General features: G+C 73.8%; 10 protein-coding genes and 1 pseudogene. 4 read left to right on the top strand and 7 right to left on the bottom strand.

What is annotated here, in order from left to right; translation table 11 throughout:
* Positions 1-35: 35 nt before the first annotated feature.
* Entirely contained in the window at positions 36-1,583 is a 1,548-nt protein-coding gene (locus WA788_RS29170) for an acyl-CoA carboxylase subunit beta (protein ID WP_335982305.1), read from the bottom strand.
* Positions 1,584-1,924: 341 nt separating this feature from the next.
* On the opposite strand from WA788_RS29170, the gene WA788_RS29165 reads away from it, so the two are divergent.
* Positions 1,925-3,133 carry a helix-turn-helix domain-containing protein gene (locus WA788_RS29165; RefSeq protein ID WP_335982304.1) on the top strand — a complete coding sequence of 403 codons (1,209 nt, stop codon included), beginning with the start codon at positions 1,925-1,927 and terminating at the stop codon, positions 3,131-3,133.
* Positions 3,134-3,342: 209 nt separating this feature from the next.
* The gene (locus WA788_RS29160) at positions 3,343-4,299 is read left to right on the top strand and encodes an acyl-CoA desaturase (RefSeq protein WP_335982302.1); all 957 of its coding nucleotides are present in this window, start codon (positions 3,343-3,345) and stop codon (positions 4,297-4,299) included.
* Positions 4,300-4,380: 81 nt separating this feature from the next.
* Here WA788_RS29160 and WA788_RS29155 read toward each other — a convergent pair whose 3' ends face one another.
* Complete coding sequence (locus WA788_RS29155; protein WP_335982340.1) at positions 4,381-5,700, bottom strand: glucarate dehydratase family protein; 1,320 nt, start codon at positions 5,698-5,700, stop codon at positions 4,381-4,383.
* A 152-nt stretch (positions 5,701-5,852) separates the two neighbouring features.
* On the opposite strand from WA788_RS29155, the gene WA788_RS29150 reads away from it, so the two are divergent.
* The gene (locus WA788_RS29150) at positions 5,853-6,950 is read left to right on the top strand and encodes a phosphotransferase family protein (RefSeq protein WP_335982300.1); all 1,098 of its coding nucleotides are present in this window, start codon (positions 5,853-5,855) and stop codon (positions 6,948-6,950) included.
* A 6-nt stretch (positions 6,951-6,956) separates the two neighbouring features.
* Positions 6,957-8,171: an acyl-CoA dehydrogenase family protein gene (locus tag WA788_RS29145; RefSeq protein ID WP_335982298.1), complete on the top strand. Its 1,215-nt coding sequence runs from the start codon at positions 6,957-6,959 to the stop codon at positions 8,169-8,171.
* 120 nt (positions 8,172-8,291) lie between these two features.
* Here WA788_RS29145 and WA788_RS29140 read toward each other — a convergent pair whose 3' ends face one another.
* The 5 genes and pseudogenes from WA788_RS29140 to WA788_RS29120 all read right to left on the bottom strand — a co-directional run bounded on the left by WA788_RS29140 (position 8,292) and on the right by WA788_RS29120 (position 15,580).
* Positions 8,292-9,275, bottom strand: a complete 984-nt coding sequence (locus WA788_RS29140) for an NADPH:quinone oxidoreductase family protein (protein ID WP_335982296.1) — start codon at positions 9,273-9,275, stop codon at positions 8,292-8,294.
* Entirely contained in the window at positions 9,272-9,922 is a 651-nt protein-coding gene (locus tag WA788_RS29135; protein WP_335982294.1) for a TetR/AcrR family transcriptional regulator, read from the bottom strand. The genes WA788_RS29140 and WA788_RS29135 overlap by 4 nt, the downstream gene beginning before the upstream one ends.
* A gap of 64 nt (positions 9,923-9,986) precedes the next feature.
* Entirely contained in the window at positions 9,987-11,702 is a 1,716-nt protein-coding gene (locus WA788_RS29130) for an AMP-binding protein (protein WP_335982292.1), read from the bottom strand.
* Positions 11,703-11,860: 158 nt separating this feature from the next.
* Positions 11,861-12,646: pseudogene (locus tag WA788_RS29125) on the bottom strand (SDR family oxidoreductase); the annotation flags it as partial.
* A gap of 159 nt (positions 12,647-12,805) precedes the next feature.
* A complete protein-coding gene (locus WA788_RS29120; RefSeq protein ID WP_335982290.1) occupies positions 12,806-15,580 on the bottom strand; it encodes a penicillin acylase family protein in 2,775 nt (924 codons plus the stop codon).
* Positions 15,581-15,658: the final 78 nt, after the last annotated feature.

Here is a 15,658-nt window from a genome sequence, read left to right as displayed (position 1 = left end):
GGCGGTACGGCGGGGCGGCGGAAGGACGTGCGAGGTCAGAGCGGGATGTTGCCGTGGCGGCGCTGCGGCACCGCCAGTTCCTTCGTCCGCAGCGCGCGCAGCCCGCGGACGATCTGCCCGCGGGTCTCGTGCGGCATGATCACGGCGTCGACGTAGCCGTGCTGGGCGGCCTGGAACGGCGTGGCGAAGTCGTTCTCGTACTCCTCGACGAGCTGCTTGCGCAGCAGTTCGGGGTCCTCGGCCGCGGCCAGCGCCCGCCGGTGCAGGATCGCGACGGCGCCCTGGGCGCCCATGACGGCGATCCGCGCGGTGGGCCAGGCGAGGTTGAGGTCGGCGCCCAGGTGCTTGGAGCCCATGACGGCGTACCCGCCGCCGTACGCCTTGCGGACCACGACGGTGACGGTGGGCACGCTGGCCTCGGCATACGCGTACAGGAGTTTCGCGCCGCGCCGCACGATGCCCTCGTGTTCGAGCCGGACCCCGGACAGGTAGCCGGGCACGTCCACGAAGGACAGGATCGGGATGCCGAACGCGTCGCAGAACCGGACGAAGCGGGCCGCCTTCTCGGACGCGTCGATGTCCAGCGCACCGGCGAAGTGCAGCGGCTGGTTGGCGACGACTCCGACCGAGGAGCCCTCGACGCGGGCGAAGGCGCAGATGATGTTCGGCGCGAACAGCTCGTGTACCTCCAGCAGTTCGGCGTCGTCCACGACGCGGCGCAGGATGTCCCGCATGTCGTAGGCGCGGCCGGGCTCTTCGGGCATCACGGTGTCGAGCAGCAGGTCCTGCGCGGTGACGCCGGGATCGGCGGGCCGACCGTACTGCGGTGGCGCGGCACGGTTGTTGGCGGGCAGGTAGGACAGCAGGACGCGGACGAAGTCGAAGGCGTCCGCCTCGTCGTCGGCGACGTAGTGGGCGGTGCCGCTGACCGCGCCGCTGGTGTGGGCGCCGCCCAACTCCTCGGCGGTGGTGGTCTCCCCGGTCACCGAGCGGATGACGTCGGGCCCGGTGACGAACATGTGCGAGATGCCGCGGACCATCACGGTGAAGTCGGTGAGCGCGGGCGAGTACGCGGCGCCGCCCGCGCACGGGCCGAGGACGAGGGAGAGCTGGGGGATGACACCGGAGGCCCGTACGTTGCGGCGCACCAGTTCGGCGTAGTGCGCGAGCGCGACGACGCCTTCCTGGATACGGGCGCCGCCGCCGTCGTTGAGGCCGATGACGGGGCAGCCGACCTTGACGGCGTGGTCCATCACCTTGGCGACCTTCTGCCCGAACGCCTCCCCCATGCTGCCGCCGAAGACGGTGGGGTCCTGCGCGAACACCGCGACTTGGCGGCCGTCCACGGTGCCGTGGCCGGTGACGACGCCGTCGCCGTCCGGCCGCCGGTCGGCCGTCCCGGACCCGGTCGCGCGGGATCGCACGAACGCGTCGAACTCGGTGAACGACCCGGCGTCCAGCAGCGCGTCGACCCGTTCCCGGGCGGTCAGCCGGCCGCGGGCGCGCAGCCGGGCCACGGCCTCGGGCGGGCCGCCCCGCAGCAGGCGGGCCCGGCGGGCCTCGAACTCGGCGGTACGCGTCATGCGCGGTCCTCCTCCGGCCAGGGGCGTCATGGACACCAGCAGGCTCCGCCGGGTGGGGCGGGCGGAGTAGTGCGGGACCTGACAGCGGTCCGCGCGGGCCCTGTCACTTCGGTGACAACCGCCCCCCGGCGCCGCGCGGCGCTCGCCCGGCGGACGCGGCATCGCCGCAGGCGGCGCTGAGGCCGGTGAGCGGACCACGGCAGCGCACTGTCATCCAGGTGACAGGGAAAGCGGCCGCGGGCAGCTGCCGGCGGCCGTGTCCGGTTCACTACTGGTGCACGTGTTGCTACCGGAGAGTAAGGTCACGGCACTCCACCTGATCGAGCGGAAGGGGCCGCGCCGTGCTGAGCCATGCCGTGGCGGGACATCGGGCCGAACTCGCGGAGGAGCCGTTCAACCGGTTCCCCGCCGGCCTCGCCGAGCACCTGCGCCCGCTGACCGAGGACATCCGGCGGGAGGTGGTGAGCGCGATCGTCGCCGGCATCCCCGAGTACGCCCGCCCCACCAACGCCGCCTACACCACCACCATCAGCACCGGCGTCGAACTCGGCCTGAACCTCCTGCTGGACCGGCTCACCGCGCCCGGCGTCAGCGCCCGCGAGATCTTCGACATCTACCACGCCATCGGGCGCGGCGAGGCCCGCGAGGGCCGCTCGCTGGACTCCTTCCAGGGCGCGCTGCGGATCGCCGCCCGCATCACCTGGCGGACCGTCAGCGCCCTGGCGGGCCGCGACGCGCTGCCCCGCCAGGAGCTGGCGCTGCTCGGCGAGGCCGCGCTGGTGCACCTGGACGAGATCGCCGCCGCCACCTCGGCGGGCTTCGCCGAGGCCCAGTCCCGGCTGGCCGACGAGCCGCGGCGGCGCCGGCTGCGCCTGCTGGACATGCTCACCGACGAGCAGCCGCCCACCGCGCAGGCGATCGCGGCGCTGGCCGGCGCCGCCCGCTGGCCGGTGCCCTCGCGGATCGCGGTCGCCGTGGTCGACCACCAGTGGGAGCAGGAGGAGTCGCGGCCGATCCTGCCGCCGGACCTGCTGGTGCGCTTCGACCGCAAGCCGACCCGTGTGGTGGTGCCGGACCCGGACGGCCCCGGCCGGTCCCGCGCCGTCGAGGCGGCGCTGCGCGGCCACCGCGCGGCGCTGGGGCCCGCGGTGCCGCTCACCGAGGGCGCCCGGTCGCTGCGGTGGGCGCTGGACGCGCTGGCGCTGGCCCGGCGCGGTGTGCTGCCCGGACGCGGGCTGGTGCGGTGCGCCGACCACCTCACCACGCTGCTGCTCTTCCAGGACGAGGCCCTGGTGGACGCGCTCGGCGCGCGCCATCTGGGCCCGCTGGAGCGGATGCCGCGGCCGTACCGGGAGCGGCTGGCGGAGACGCTGCTGTCGTGGTTGCAGTGCAGCCGCAACGCCAGTGAGGTGGCGGTGCGGCTGGGCATCCATCCGCAGACCGTCCGCTACCGCTTACGCCGCCTCGACGAGCTGTTCGGCGCGCGGCTCCAGCAGCCGGACGCGTGCTTCGAGATGGAACTCGCCCTGCGGCTGCGCCAGTTGCGGTGACGCGGCGCGGCGGCGAGGGGCGGCTGGACGGCGGGGCGGGGCCGGGGCGGCTGGACGGCACGGCGGCGCGGTTGTCAGCCGGGTGATGACCGGGCGCGGCCAGGTGCGCGTACGGCGCGTAGCCGGTGCGGCGGACCGTTCGTAGGCTGCGGGTCTTCCCCCACTGCCGCGACCGCGCGCAGGCCCCGAGCGCGCCCAGGAGGCGTCCGATGGCGACGAGTTCCGCAGATGCCCCGTGGGGCGAGCCGATGGGCACCTCCGACCGGGTGGTGGTCGGCCTGTTCGTCGGGGTGCCGTTCGCCGCGGTGATCGCGTCCGTCGCGGTGCTGTGGGGCTGGGGCATCGGCTGGCACGAGGTGGTGATCGGCGCGGTGGCGTACGCGGTGGCCGTGCACGGTGTGACGGTCGGCTACCACCGGCTGTTCACGCACCGGGCGTTCCGCGCGGCCCGCCCGCTGAAGATCGCCCTCGCGGTGGCGGGCACGCTGGCGGTGGAGGGCGACGTGATCACCTGGTGCGCCGACCACCGCCGGCACCACCAGTTCGCGGACCGGCCGGGCGACCCGCACTCGCCGTGGCGGTTCGGCACGTCCGCGGCCGCGGTCGCCAAGGGCATGGTGTGGGCGCACATCGGCTGGACGTTCACCAACGAGAAGACCAACCAGGCCCGTTACGTACCCGACCTGCTGGCCGACCGCGACCTGGTGCGGGTGGCGCGCTGGCAACCCCTCGTCGTGGCCGCCTCGTTCGGGCTGCCCGCGGTGGCGGGCGGGCTGTGGGGGCCGCACCCCTGGAACGGCACGGCCGCGCTGTCGGCGTTCTTCTGGGCCGGGCTGGTCCGGATCGGGCTGCTGCACCACGTCACCTGGTCGATCAACTCGATCTGCCACGTGGCCGGTTCGCGCCCCTTCCGGTCCCGCGACCGCTCCGGCAACGTCTGGTGGCTGGCGCCGCTGTCCGGCGGCGAGTCCTGGCACAACCTGCACCACGCCGACCCGACCTCCGCCCGGCACGGGGTGCTGCCCGGGCAGCTCGACTCCAGCGCCCGGCTGATCCGGATCTTCGAACTGCTCGGCTGGGCCCGCTCGGTGCGCTGGCCCGACCGCCGCCGCCTGGCGGCGCGGACGGCGGCCGCCCGCGAGGACCGCGACCGCGCCGACGCGTGACGGCCCCGGGCGCCGCCGCACCGCTCCCCCTGAGGGCCCGTACGGCACCGGGGTTCCCCGGCCCCGTACGGCCCGCCCTGCCTACCAGCGGGGCACCGTCGGGGTCTGCCAGTCCGGGTCGGCCTTGCGCATCGCGGCCACGTCGTCGCGGTCGCGCATCGTGCCGTCGTCGTCCAGCCAGCGCTGGTGCAGCCGGGCGAGGGCGTCGCGGTCGAGTTCGACGCCGAGCCCGGGGCGGTCGGAGACGGCGAGCCGCCCGTCGGTGAAGACGTGCCGCTCGGTGATGACGTCGTCGGTCTGCCAGGGGTAGTGCGTGTCGCAGGCGTAGTCGAGGTTGGGCACCGTCGCGGCCACGTGCGTCATCGCGGCGAGGCTGATGCCCAGGTGGGTGTTGGAGTGCATGGACAGGCCCACCCCGAAGGTGCGGCAGATCGCCGCGAGGTGCTGGGTGTTGCGCAGCCCGCCCCAGTAGTGGTGGTCGGAGAGCACCACCTGCACGGCGCCGCGGGTGAACGCCTCCTGGATCTCCGGGAAGGTCGTCACGCACATGTTCGTCGCCAGCGGCACGTCCGTCCGCGCGGCCACGCGCGCCATCCGGTCGGTGGTGCTCGCCGGGTCCTCCAGGTACTCCAGCACGTCGCCGATCTCGCGGGCGACCTCGAGCGAGGTCTCCACCGACCAGGCGCCGTTGGGGTCCAGCCGCAGCGGCTTGCCCGGGAACGCCTCGGCCAGCGCCCGTACGGCGGCGATCTCCTGCGCGGGCGGGAAGACGCCGCCCTTGAGCTTGAAGGAGCCGAAGCCGTAGGTGTCGGCGAAGCGGCGGGCCTGGGCGACGACGCCGGCCGGGTCGAGGGCGGCGCCCCAGTCGTCGGGCTCCCCGGCGCCCTGCGGGTGCTCGGCGAAGCGGTAGAAGAGGTAGGCGCTGTAGTCGACGGCGTCGCGGACCTTCCCGCCGAGCAGCGCGTGCACCGGCAGGCCCAGGGACTTGCCGAGCGCGTCGAGGCAGGCCACCTCGAACCCGGAGATCACCGACAGCCGCAGCTTGTCCGCGGTCTGCACCCCGCGCAGCCCGCCGGTGCTGACGGAGTCGGAGACGCCGCCGGGTTCGCCGCACACCCGCTCGGCGAGGGTGAACAGCCCGTTCAGGTCGCTGACCTGGTGGCCGGGCAGCGCTTCGGCCAGCGGCGCGACCAGGTCGAGGTAGCCGCGGTCGCCGTAGGTCTCGCCGACACCGGTGGTGCCGTCGGCGGTGACCACCTCGATGATCAGGCGCGGGGTGTAGGGCTGGTGCACCCCCTGGGTGTTGAGCAGCGGCGGATCGGCGATCAGGATGGGCGTCAGCCGCACCTCGGTGATGGTCTGCCCGGAGGTGGGGGCCGCCGCCGAACCCGCCGTCTGCATATATGAATCGCGTTCACCCATGGGATTGAGCCTAGGCGGGCGGCCCGGCCACCGTCAATGCGGCCGCCTCCGGCCGGCGGGGCACCGCGCGAGCACGGCCGCCGCCACAGGCGCACTGGACCCCATACCAACCAGTCGGTACGATCCCCGGCATGAGTGCATCCGCCAACCCGCCGGGCCTGGACCTCGACCGCCTCCGCCACCACCTGGACCGGGAGCACCCGGGCCTGGTCCGCGGCGAGCTGCGGGCCGACCTGCTGGAGGGCGGCCGCTCCAACCTCACCTACCGCGTCACCGACGGCACCGGCACCTGGGTGGTGCGCCGCCCGCCGCTGGGCCACGTACTGGCCACCGCGCACGACATGGGCCGCGAGCACCGCGTGATCACCGCCCTCGCCGACACCGCCGTACCGGTGCCGCGCACCCTGCTGCGCTGCGACGACCCGGAGGTGATCGGCGCGCCCTTCTACGTCATGGAGTTCGTCGCCGGCACGCCCTACCGCAGCGAGCACCAGCTGCGGGAGATCGGCCCGGAGCGCACCCGGGCGGCCGTGCACACCCTGGTCGACACGCTGGTGGACCTGCACGCGGTGGACCCGGCGGCCGTGGGCCTGGCCGACTTCGGGCGGCCCGAGGGCTTCCTCGACCGCCAGCTGCGCCGCTGGGGCAAGCAGCTCGACGCCTCCCGCAGCCGCGAGCTGCCCGGTGTCGACGAGCTGCACGCCGCCCTCGGCCGCAGCCTGCCGCACTCCCCCGCGCCCGCGATCGTGCACGGCGACTACCGCCTGGACAACGTGCTGATCGACACCGACGGCCGGCTCACCGCCGTACTGGACTGGGAGATGTCCACCCTCGGCGACCCACTCACCGACCTCGGGCTGCTGGTGATGTACACCGAGCAGCGCAGCGCCGACCTGCTCGCGGCACCCACCACCGGCGGCGCGCCCGGCCACCCCGACTCCCGCGAGATCGTCGCGCGCTACGCCGAGCGGTCCGGCCGCGACGTGTCCTTCGTCGACTGGTACACCGCGTTCGCCTACTTCAAGCTCGCCGTGATCCTGGAGGGCATCCACTACCGGTGGACCCTCGGGCAGACCGTCGGCGCCGGGTTCGACCGGATCGGCACCGTCGTACCGGTCTTCATCGACCGCGGGCTGCACACCCTGCGCACCGCCGGCACCGCGCGGACCTCCGGCGCCGGGCAGCCTGCCGGCACCGCACCGCACTCCACCACCCGAGACGAGGACTGAAGGCCCATGGACTTCGGCTACGACACCAGGACCGAGGAGCTGCGCGCCAGGCTCTCGGCGTTCCTCGACGAGCACGTCTACCCGGCCGAGCCGGTCTTCGCCGCGCAGCGCGAGCAGGCGGTCGGCGACGAGCGCTGGACGGCGCCGCCGGTGGTCGAGCAGCTCAAGGCGACCGCCCGCGCGCAGGGCCTGTGGAACCTCTTCCTGCCCGGTGAGCACGGCGCGGGCCTGACCAACCTCCAGTACGCGCCGCTCGCCGAACTCACCGGCCGCAGCCCGCACCTGGCCCCGCCCGCGCTCAACTGCGCCGCGCCCGACACCGGCAACATGGAGGTGCTCGCCGAGTTCGGCACCCCCGAGCAGCGCAAGGAGTGGCTGGAACCGCTGCTCGCCGGGGAGATCCGCTCGGCGTTCGCGATGACCGAGCCCGACGTCGCCTCCTCCGACGCCACCAACATCGAGACCCGGATCGAGCGCGACGGGGACTCGTACGTCATCAACGGCCGCAAGTGGTACATCTCCGGGGCGATGAACCCCAAGTGCGCCGTGCTCATCGTGATGGGCAAGACCGACCCGGCCGCCGACCGGCACCGCCAGCAGAGCCAGGTGCTGGTCCCCCGCGACACCCCGGGCGTCGAAGTCCGCCGCGGCATGCGCGTGTTCGGCTACGACGACGGCGACCACGGCGGGCACGCCGAGGTGGTCTTCCACGACGTGCGGGTGCCCGTCACCAACCTCGTCGGCGAGGAGGGCGGCGGGTTCGCCATCGCCCAGGCGCGGTTGGGGCCCGGCCGCATCCACCACTGCATGCGGCTGATCGGCATGGCAGAGCGCGCCGTGGAGTTGATGTGCCGGCGCGCCAGCACCCGTACCGCGTTCGGGAAGCCGCTCGCCGCGCAGGGCGTGATCCAGGAGTGGATCGCCGAAGCCCGGGTCCAGATCGAGCAGTTGCGGCTGCTGGTGCTCAAGACCGCCTGGCTGATGGACACCGTCGGCAACCAGGGCGCCCACACCGAGATCCAGGCGATCAAGATCGCGACGCCGGCCGCCGTCCAGCAGATCGTCGACCGCGCCATCCAGGTGCACGGCGCCGGCGGCGTCTCCCAGGACTTCCCGCTGGCCGAACTGTGGGCAGCCGTGCGCACCCTGCGCCTCGCCGACGGCCCGGACGAGGTCCACAAGCGGTCGCTCGCTCGGCGCGAGCTCCGCAACTACGTGTGACCCGCACATGCGGAGTTCCCCGCACCCGAGAGAACCCAGGGGCGCGGGGAACTGCGCGACCAGCCACTCACCGGCCGCCAGGTCCGGCAGACCGCCGAACCGGGCAGCCGGCACGGCCGCTCAGGGGAGGACGACGAGCCGTCCGACCGTCCTGCCGTCAGCGACGCGCTGAACCGCTTCCGCGGCGGCGGTGAAGGGAAGGCGTTCGCTGACGAGCGGCTTGACAGAGCCTTCCGCGGCAAGCCGGGTGAGGTCGTCGTGGGCGCGGCGCACCGCCGCGGGGTCGTGCGTGTTGTACAGCCCCCAGTGCAGCCCGAGGATCGTGTAGTTCTTCACGAGCGCGTGGTTGAGCCCGGGCGCGGGAATCGTCCCGCTGGTGAACCCGACCACCAGGATGCGGCCCTCGAAGGCGATGCACTTGGTGGAGCGGGCGTACGCGTCGCCGCCCACCGGGTCGTAGACGACGTCGGCGCCGCGCCCGCCGGTGGCCTCCTTGACGACGGCGACGAAGTCCTCGGTGTGCCGGTCGACCACGATGTCGGCGCCCGCCTCGCGGGCGGCCTCGGCCTTCTCGGCCCCGCCGACGACCCCGATGACGGTGGCGCCCGCCGCCTTCCCGAGCTGGACGGCGGCGCTGCCGACCCCGCCCGCGGCCGCGTGCACGAGCAGCGTCTCGCCGGGTTGGAGCGCCGCCCTGCGGTGCAGCCCGAACCAGCCGGTCTGGTAGCCGACGTGGAGCGCGGCGGCCTCGGCGTCGTCGAGCGCGGCGGGCGCGGGCAGCACACCGGCCGCGGGCACCACCACGTACTCGGCGAACGCCCCCGCCGGCAGGGCCGCCGGGCTGATGACGCGGTCGCCGGGGGCGAGTCCGGTGACGCCGGCGCCGGGCTCCACGACCTCCCCGCACAGCTCGACCCCGGGGGTGAAGGGCAGTGGCGGGCGGACCTGGTACTGGCCGCGGCACAGCAGCGCGTCGGGGAAGTTGACGCCGGCGGCCCGCACCCGCAGCAGCACCTCGCCCGCGCCGGGCGCCGGGGTGGCTATGTCGTCGAGCCGCATCGCCTCGCGCGGTTCGCCGTTGTGGTGGACACGCCATGCCTTCACGTGGGATCTCCCGGGTTCGTGGGCGGCCGCAGCGAGTGCAGCAGCAGGTCGGAGAACTCGGCGGCGACCTGCTCGGCGGTGAGCGGGCCGTCCGCGTGGTACCAGGTGCCGAGGTGGTGCACGGAGCCGAAGAAGTAGTCCACGACCAGGTCCGGCCGCGGCTCGGGCCGCAGCAGGCCGTCGCGCTGGCCCTCCTCGATCAGTGCGCGGAACGTCTCGTGGTAGCGGCGGCGCTCGGCGCGCACCGCCTTCTGCTTCTCCGGCCCGAGCTGGTGGATCGAGCGGAAGAAGATCTTGGTGTCGTCGAGGTTCTGGATGCTGGTCACCACGACGTCCGCGGCGGCCTCGGCGATCCGCTCGGTGACCGGGACGGGCCGGGCGGCGATCGCGTCGAGCCGCTCGGTCTGGAGCCGCAGCACGCGCCCGTAGATCTCGTGGAGCAGGTCGTCCTTGGAGCCGAAGTAGTGGTAGAGGGCGCCCTTGGTGACGCCGGCCGCCTCGACGATCTCCTGCACGGAGGTGCGGTCGTAGCCGCGCTCGGCGAAGAGCCGGGTGGCCTCGGCGAGCAGCCGTTCGGGCACGCCTCCGGTGGCGCCGGGGGCCGTGCCGCCACCACCGCTGCTGCCGCTCGTCGCTCTGCGTGCCATGACTGCCCTCTCCTCGTGCCGTCCGCGGCCGGCCGGCGTTCCGACCTTCCGACCGGTACGGACCCTATCCGGCCGCCGTCCGCAGCTCCCGGCGCAGGATCTTCCCGCTGGCGGTCTTGGGCAGCTCGACCAGCACCTCGACCTGCCGCGGGTACTTGAACGCCGCCAGCCGCTGCCGGCAGTAGGCGACCAGGTCCGCCGGCTCGACCGCGGCGCCGGGCCGCAGGCTGACGTACGCCTTGACGCTCTCGCCGCGGTAGGGGTCCGGCACGCCCACCACGGCGGCCTCGCGCACGGCCGGGTGGGTGTAGAGGACGTCCTCGACCTCGCGCGGCCAGACCTTGAAGCCGGACGCGTTGATCATGTCCTTCTTGCGGTCGACGACGTACAGCCAGCCGTCCTCGTCCATGAAGCCGATGTCGCCGGTGCGCAGCTCGCCGCCGGGCAGGCCCGCCGCGGTCGCCTCGGGCTTGTTCCAGTACCCCGGTACGACCATCGGCCCGCTGACCGCGATCTCGCCGTGCTGCCCGAACGGCACCTCGGCGCCGTCGTCGTCGAGGATGCGGACCATGGTGCCGGGGCCGGGCACGCCGACCGCGAGGGTCCCGGAGTCCGGGTCGACGGGCGCCTCCAGGCCCGGGGGCACGCTCGCGCACGGCGCGGTGCACTCCGTCAGGCCGTAGCCGCCTGCGAGGTAGTGGCCGCCGGAGCGGGCCCGGAAGTCCTCGACCACGGCGGGCGGCAGCGGCGCGCCGCCGGAGGAGATCAGCCGGAAGGAGGCGAAGTCGCCGGGCGCGGCGTCGGGGCGGGCCAGCAGCGCCATGAAGGCGGTGGAGGGGCCGACGGTGTAGGCGGGGCGGTGCTCGCGGAACGCGTCGAGCACCACCCCGGGCTCGAAGCGGTAGGCGAGCGCCACGGTGTGGCCGCCGGCGAGGGCGGCGGCGAACTGGCAGACCATGCCGGTGATGTGGAACAGCGGCGCCAGGACGAACAGCACGGCGTCGTCCGGGAGTTGCTGGATGCGGACCTGGCGGTGGGCGTTGAAGGAGATGTTGCCGTGGGTGTTGAGGGCGCCCTTGGGGCGGCCGCTGGTGCCGGAGGTGTAGCTGACCAGCGCGGTGTCGCCGGCGGCGGGCAGGTCGGCGGCGGTGCGCACCGGGCGCGGCCCGGGGTGGGCGCGGGCGGCGGCGAGGACGTCCTGCGGCGTGAGGGCGCCGTCGGGCGCTTCCCCGGCGGGCGAGCCCTCGGTGGCCGGTTCCTGTGCGGACGGCCGCCGTTCGCCGAGCACCCGGGGGTCGTCGCGGGTCTGGAGGTCGTGTTCGTCGGCGGTCAGCGCGATCCGGACGGGCGAGCCGGCGACGGTCTGCCGGACGTACTCCTCCCAGGCGGTGCGCGAGCACAGGATCGCGGCGGCGCCCGCGTCGTGGAGGATGTGGGACAGCTCCTGCTGCTTGTACATCGGGTTGACCGGGATCACCGCCCCGCCCGCCTTCCATGCGGCGAGCACCCCGATGGCGAACTGCGGCACGTTCTGGAGCATGACCGCGAGCCGGTCGCCGGGGGCGAAGCCGCGGGCGGCGAGGTGGCGGGCCAGGCCGTCGGAGAGCGCGTCGAGTTCGCCGTAGCCGAGGGTGCCGTCGAAGTAGCGCAGCGCCGGGTGGTCAGGGGCACGTTCGGCGACGGCGAGGAAGGTGTGCAGCACGGACGGCGGGTGCTCGGTCTCGGCGCGCTGCTCCGGGGTGAAGTGCCGCAGCCACGGCTGGTCCGCGGAGGTCGTCATGCCCGGCCGCCCTTCCCGTCCCGGGACCCGTCCGCGGGTCCGCCTGCGGGTCCGCCCGCCGGCCTGCTCGCGGGTCCGTCCGCCGGACTGCTCGCGGGTCCGTCCGCCGGACTGCTCGCGGGTCCGCTCGCGAAGCCGCCGTCCTGGGCGGCGAGTTGCTGCTCGTACTGGCGCTGGAGCTTGTTCATGCCGCGCAGCCACCGCTCGGGTTCGGCGGCTCGGGCGGCGGAGTAGCCCGCCACCTCGGGGTGCGGCAGGATCAGGAAGCGGTCGGCCGCTATCCCGGCCAGCACCGCGTCGGCGACGTCCTCGGGTTCGATCGCGGTCGGTGCGAGCACCAGGTCGCCGGCGGGGCCGGTGGTGGCGAGCATCGCGGTGCGCACCCCCTGCGGGCACACCGCGTGCACGCGGATGCCGCGGTGCCGGTAGGTGAGCGACAGCCACTCGGCGAAGGCGAGCGCGCCGTGCTTGGTCACGGAGTACGGCGCCGCGCCGATCATCGTCAGCAGCCCGGCGGCGGAGACGGTGGACACGAAGCGGCCGGAACCGCGCTCCAGCCACTCCGGGAGCAGGGCGCGGGCGGCGCGGACGTGGCTCATCACGTTGACGTCCCAGGCCAGTTCCCAGGCGGCGTCGTCCGCCTCGGGGCCGCCGCCGGTGCCGACGCCGGCGTTGGCGCAGAACACGTCGATGCCGCCGCCGAGCGCGGTCCGCGCGGCCGGCACCACGTCGGAGGCGTCGCCGGGGACCACGGCCGCGCCGATCTCGTCGGCGGTCTTCCGGGCGGCGTCGGCGTCGATGTCGTTGACCGCGACCCGGGCGCCCTCGGCCGCGAACCGCCGGGCCAGCGCGGCCCCGATCCCGCCCCCGGCCCCGGTGACGACCACCCGGGCGTCGCGCAGCGCTTCCACGACCACGACGTGTCTCCTTCGACTCGACGGCATGACCTTCGCATACTAAGCGGTCGGTCACCGTCGCGGAAGGGCCCGCCCCGGCCGCCCGGCGGCCCGCCGCCGCGCGGGGGACGCGGCAGGGGCCGGGCCCACTCGGGACCCGGCCCCCAGGGCCGTACGGTGCCGCGGCGCGCGGTGGCGCTTTTCCGCTCAGCGGTGCGCGGGGAACTCCACCACCTGCTGGTAGGTGGGGCGGTTCTGCCAGCTGATCCGGTCGTCGGTGATGCCGCCGAGCGGCCGCTGCACGATCGAGTCGGCGCACCACTGGTCGCCGGCCGAGCAGCCGCCGTCGTCACCGGGGTAGACGGTGGTCGCCGGGGTGGCCGCCGCCTGCTTCAGCGTGGACAGCAGCACGTCCCGGCAGGCCGAGAGCTGCCCGCCGCCGCAGTAGGTCTGCGCCAGCGGCCCCTTCACGTTCTGCCCGAGCACCTGCCGCAGGTCCTTGTCGACATAGGACCACCAGCCGTACTGGAAGGAGCTGCCCGCGTGCGAGCCGGTCGGGCCGTGCCCGGCCGAGGGCGACTCGTCGATGCTCAGGTCCGTGGCCAGCGCGGTGTACAGGTCGGTGCCGAGCCCGGGGGCGAACTCGCCCTTGACCAGCAGCGGCCACCACGCGTCCATGGTCCGCACCGCGTCCGCGTCGGCGTAGGTGTGCGAGCCGGCGGAGGTCTCGGTGCGCTTGGCGCCGTGCCCGAGCCAGGTGGTCAACTGCTGGACGGCGGTGGCCTCCTGGCTGTCGGTGACCGGCTGGCTGTTGATCACCTGGAGCAGGTCGGGCAGCACGTCCTCACCGCGCAGGTCGGTCAGCGAGGCGTCCGACATCGCCTTGACCAGCGACGACCGGGTCACGCCGCCCGCCTGGACCAGCGCCTTGACCCGGTCCTCCAGCAGGTCGGCCCGGTGCACCGAGCCGTTGCCGAAGGTCGCCGAGGTGTAGCCGGGCGCCTGTTTGTTGTTCCAACTGATGTAGTAGTCCTGGTCGATGGACTGCGGGTGCTGCGAAGCGGGCGTGTAGGTGGCCGTGTTATGGGTCGGGTCCCAGCCCTGCCAGTCGTAGGCGCCGGTCCCCCACACCGGGAAGGACGCGTCCACCCCGCTCGCGCGCACCGGGTTGGTGCCGCTGTTGTAGTACGCGGTCTGCCGGGAGTCGGCGTAGAACCAGTTGAAGGTGTAGTTGATGTCCTGCGCCGCCTTCTGGAACGACGCCGCGTCATGCACGAACCCCGGGTCGTTCAGCTCCTGGAACCCGATGATCGAGTCGGCCTCGTGCATGTACGAACTGCGCAACTGCGTGTAGGCGACCGGTTTCCCGCCGACCGTGGCCCGGTAGATCACCGGCCCGTACGCGGTGCGGTACACCTGCATCCGGTAGGACCCGGCGGGCGTGGAGTCCGCGAGCGTCGGCGACCAGGAGTTGGTCCGCTCCAGCTTCTCCATCGCCACGCAGCTGCCGTGCAGGATGTAGTGGGTGTCGTCCTGGCACAGCTGCACCGCGTAGGTGTCGGTCACGTCCTGCGAGGCGGAGGTGGCGCTCCAGGCGTAGTCCTGGCCGCGGCCGAGCTCGACGTACATGCCGAGCCCCGCGAACGACGCGCCGCGCGCGCTGATCCCCGGGCCCTGGAGCTCCTGGAGCATCAGCAGCTGCGGGGCGAAGTAGCCGGTCTGCGGGCCGAACACGGCGACCGGGTGGCCGCTGGCGGTGTGCGCGCCGCTGACCACCAGCGCGTTGGACATGCCCTTGCGCGGGGTGGAGAAGAGGTTCGCGGGCAGCACGCCCGGGCTCTTCGTGGTGCTCTGCGTCGCGCCGCCGGTCTCGTCGTAGACCAGTGGCTCCGGCACCACCGAGCCCGGATCGGGCAGCGCCTCGCCCTGCGCGTTCGCCGGCTTGCCCGCGTACGGGAACGAAGTGCCGTCGTGCACGGTCGAGGTGGCCTCGGGGTCGTCCCGCTCCCGGAACGACTCCCACACGTTCGTGCCCTGCTGCACGCCGTACTTCTGCTGCGCGGCCAGCAGCGACAGCGCCGACTGGACCTCTCCGCCGCCGCCGGTGCCGAACAGCGCGCCGACCACGGAGGCGAGCGCGATCAGGTCGGTGAGCTTGAACGGCTCGATGTCCCCTTCGTTGGTGATCGCGTTCACGTGCCCGGTCAGGTCGTACTCCCCGGGGAAGTACCGGCCGCTCTTCGCCGCGGTGATGTAGGCGTTGATGCCGTCGATGTAGTCCTGCGCGTCGGCCAGCGCCTGCTTGCCGCGGTCGCCGCTGTGGGTGCTCAGCCAGTCGACCTGGGCCTGGAGGTCGTCCTCGGTGTAAGGGGCCTGCTGCCAGAACTCCTGCTCCAGGCCGCGGTTGGCGGCGGCGCCGCCGGCGAAGGACGACAACTCCCCCCGGCCGACGTGCCGGAAGAGGTCCATCAGCCACAACCGGTCCTGCGCGGCGGCGTATCCCGCGCCGAATTCGGTGCCGTCCCGGGTGGTGCCCTTGATGTGCGGCACCCCGGTGGCCTTGTCCCTGGTGATGGTGACATCGGAGCGCGGGCTGATCACCGAGGCGACCTGGGCCGAAGGCACCCCGAAGGACGAGGAGTTGAAGAAGCTGCTCAACGTCGAGTCCGTCAGGTTCTGGTACCCGGTCGCGAGCGAGGAGTAGGGCCCGAGCTGGTCCGTGGTGTGGGCGGGGCGGGTGCCGAACGCCTTGTTGGCGAGGATGTCGGCGAGGGTGGCGTTGCCGTTCTCGCCGGGCGGCAGGATGTCCGAGCACTGCCCGCCGCAGTAGTCGGTGGTGGAGTCCGCGGCGTGGGCGGCCATCGCGCCCGGCGCCATGAGGGTGGCGCCGAGGGCGAGCAGCGCGGCGGCTGCCGCGGTTCTCAGGGTACCGATCCGTCTGCCGACGCGCGTGCCGATCCGTCGTGGGGTCCGTAGCGGCATAACTGCTCCTTCCGGATACCGGTGCGCGGAGGTTACCGCCGGTACGGGGTCGCCGGAAGATGAACATACGTCAGCTTT

Origin of the sequence: Streptomyces sp. CA2R106 (genome assembly GCF_037034245.1) — a bacterium.
GTDB lineage: Bacteria > Actinomycetota > Actinomycetes > Streptomycetales > Streptomycetaceae > Actinacidiphila.
The sequence above is the reverse complement of the archived record's forward strand: the minus strand, read 5'-3'. Positions and strand labels throughout refer to the sequence as shown.

Coding starts and splice junctions, on each gene's coding strand:
- WA788_RS29170 (WP_335982305.1), bottom strand. CDS start 1,583: ATGACGCGTACCGCCGAGTTCGAGGCCCGCCGGGCCCGCCTGCTGCGG.
- WA788_RS29160 (WP_335982302.1), top strand. CDS start 3,343: ATGGCGACGAGTTCCGCAGATGCCCCGTGGGGCGAGCCGATGGGCACC.
- WA788_RS29155 (WP_335982340.1), bottom strand. CDS start 5,700: ATGCAGACGGCGGGTTCGGCGGCGGCCCCCACCTCCGGGCAGACCATC.
- WA788_RS29150 (WP_335982300.1), top strand. CDS start 5,853: ATGAGTGCATCCGCCAACCCGCCGGGCCTGGACCTCGACCGCCTCCGC.
- WA788_RS29145 (WP_335982298.1), top strand. CDS start 6,957: ATGGACTTCGGCTACGACACCAGGACCGAGGAGCTGCGCGCCAGGCTC.
- WA788_RS29135 (WP_335982294.1), bottom strand. CDS start 9,922: ATGGCACGCAGAGCGACGAGCGGCAGCAGCGGTGGTGGCGGCACGGCC.
- WA788_RS29130 (WP_335982292.1), bottom strand. CDS start 11,702: ATGACGACCTCCGCGGACCAGCCGTGGCTGCGGCACTTCACCCCGGAG.
- WA788_RS29120 (WP_335982290.1), bottom strand. CDS start 15,580: ATGCCGCTACGGACCCCACGACGGATCGGCACGCGCGTCGGCAGACGG.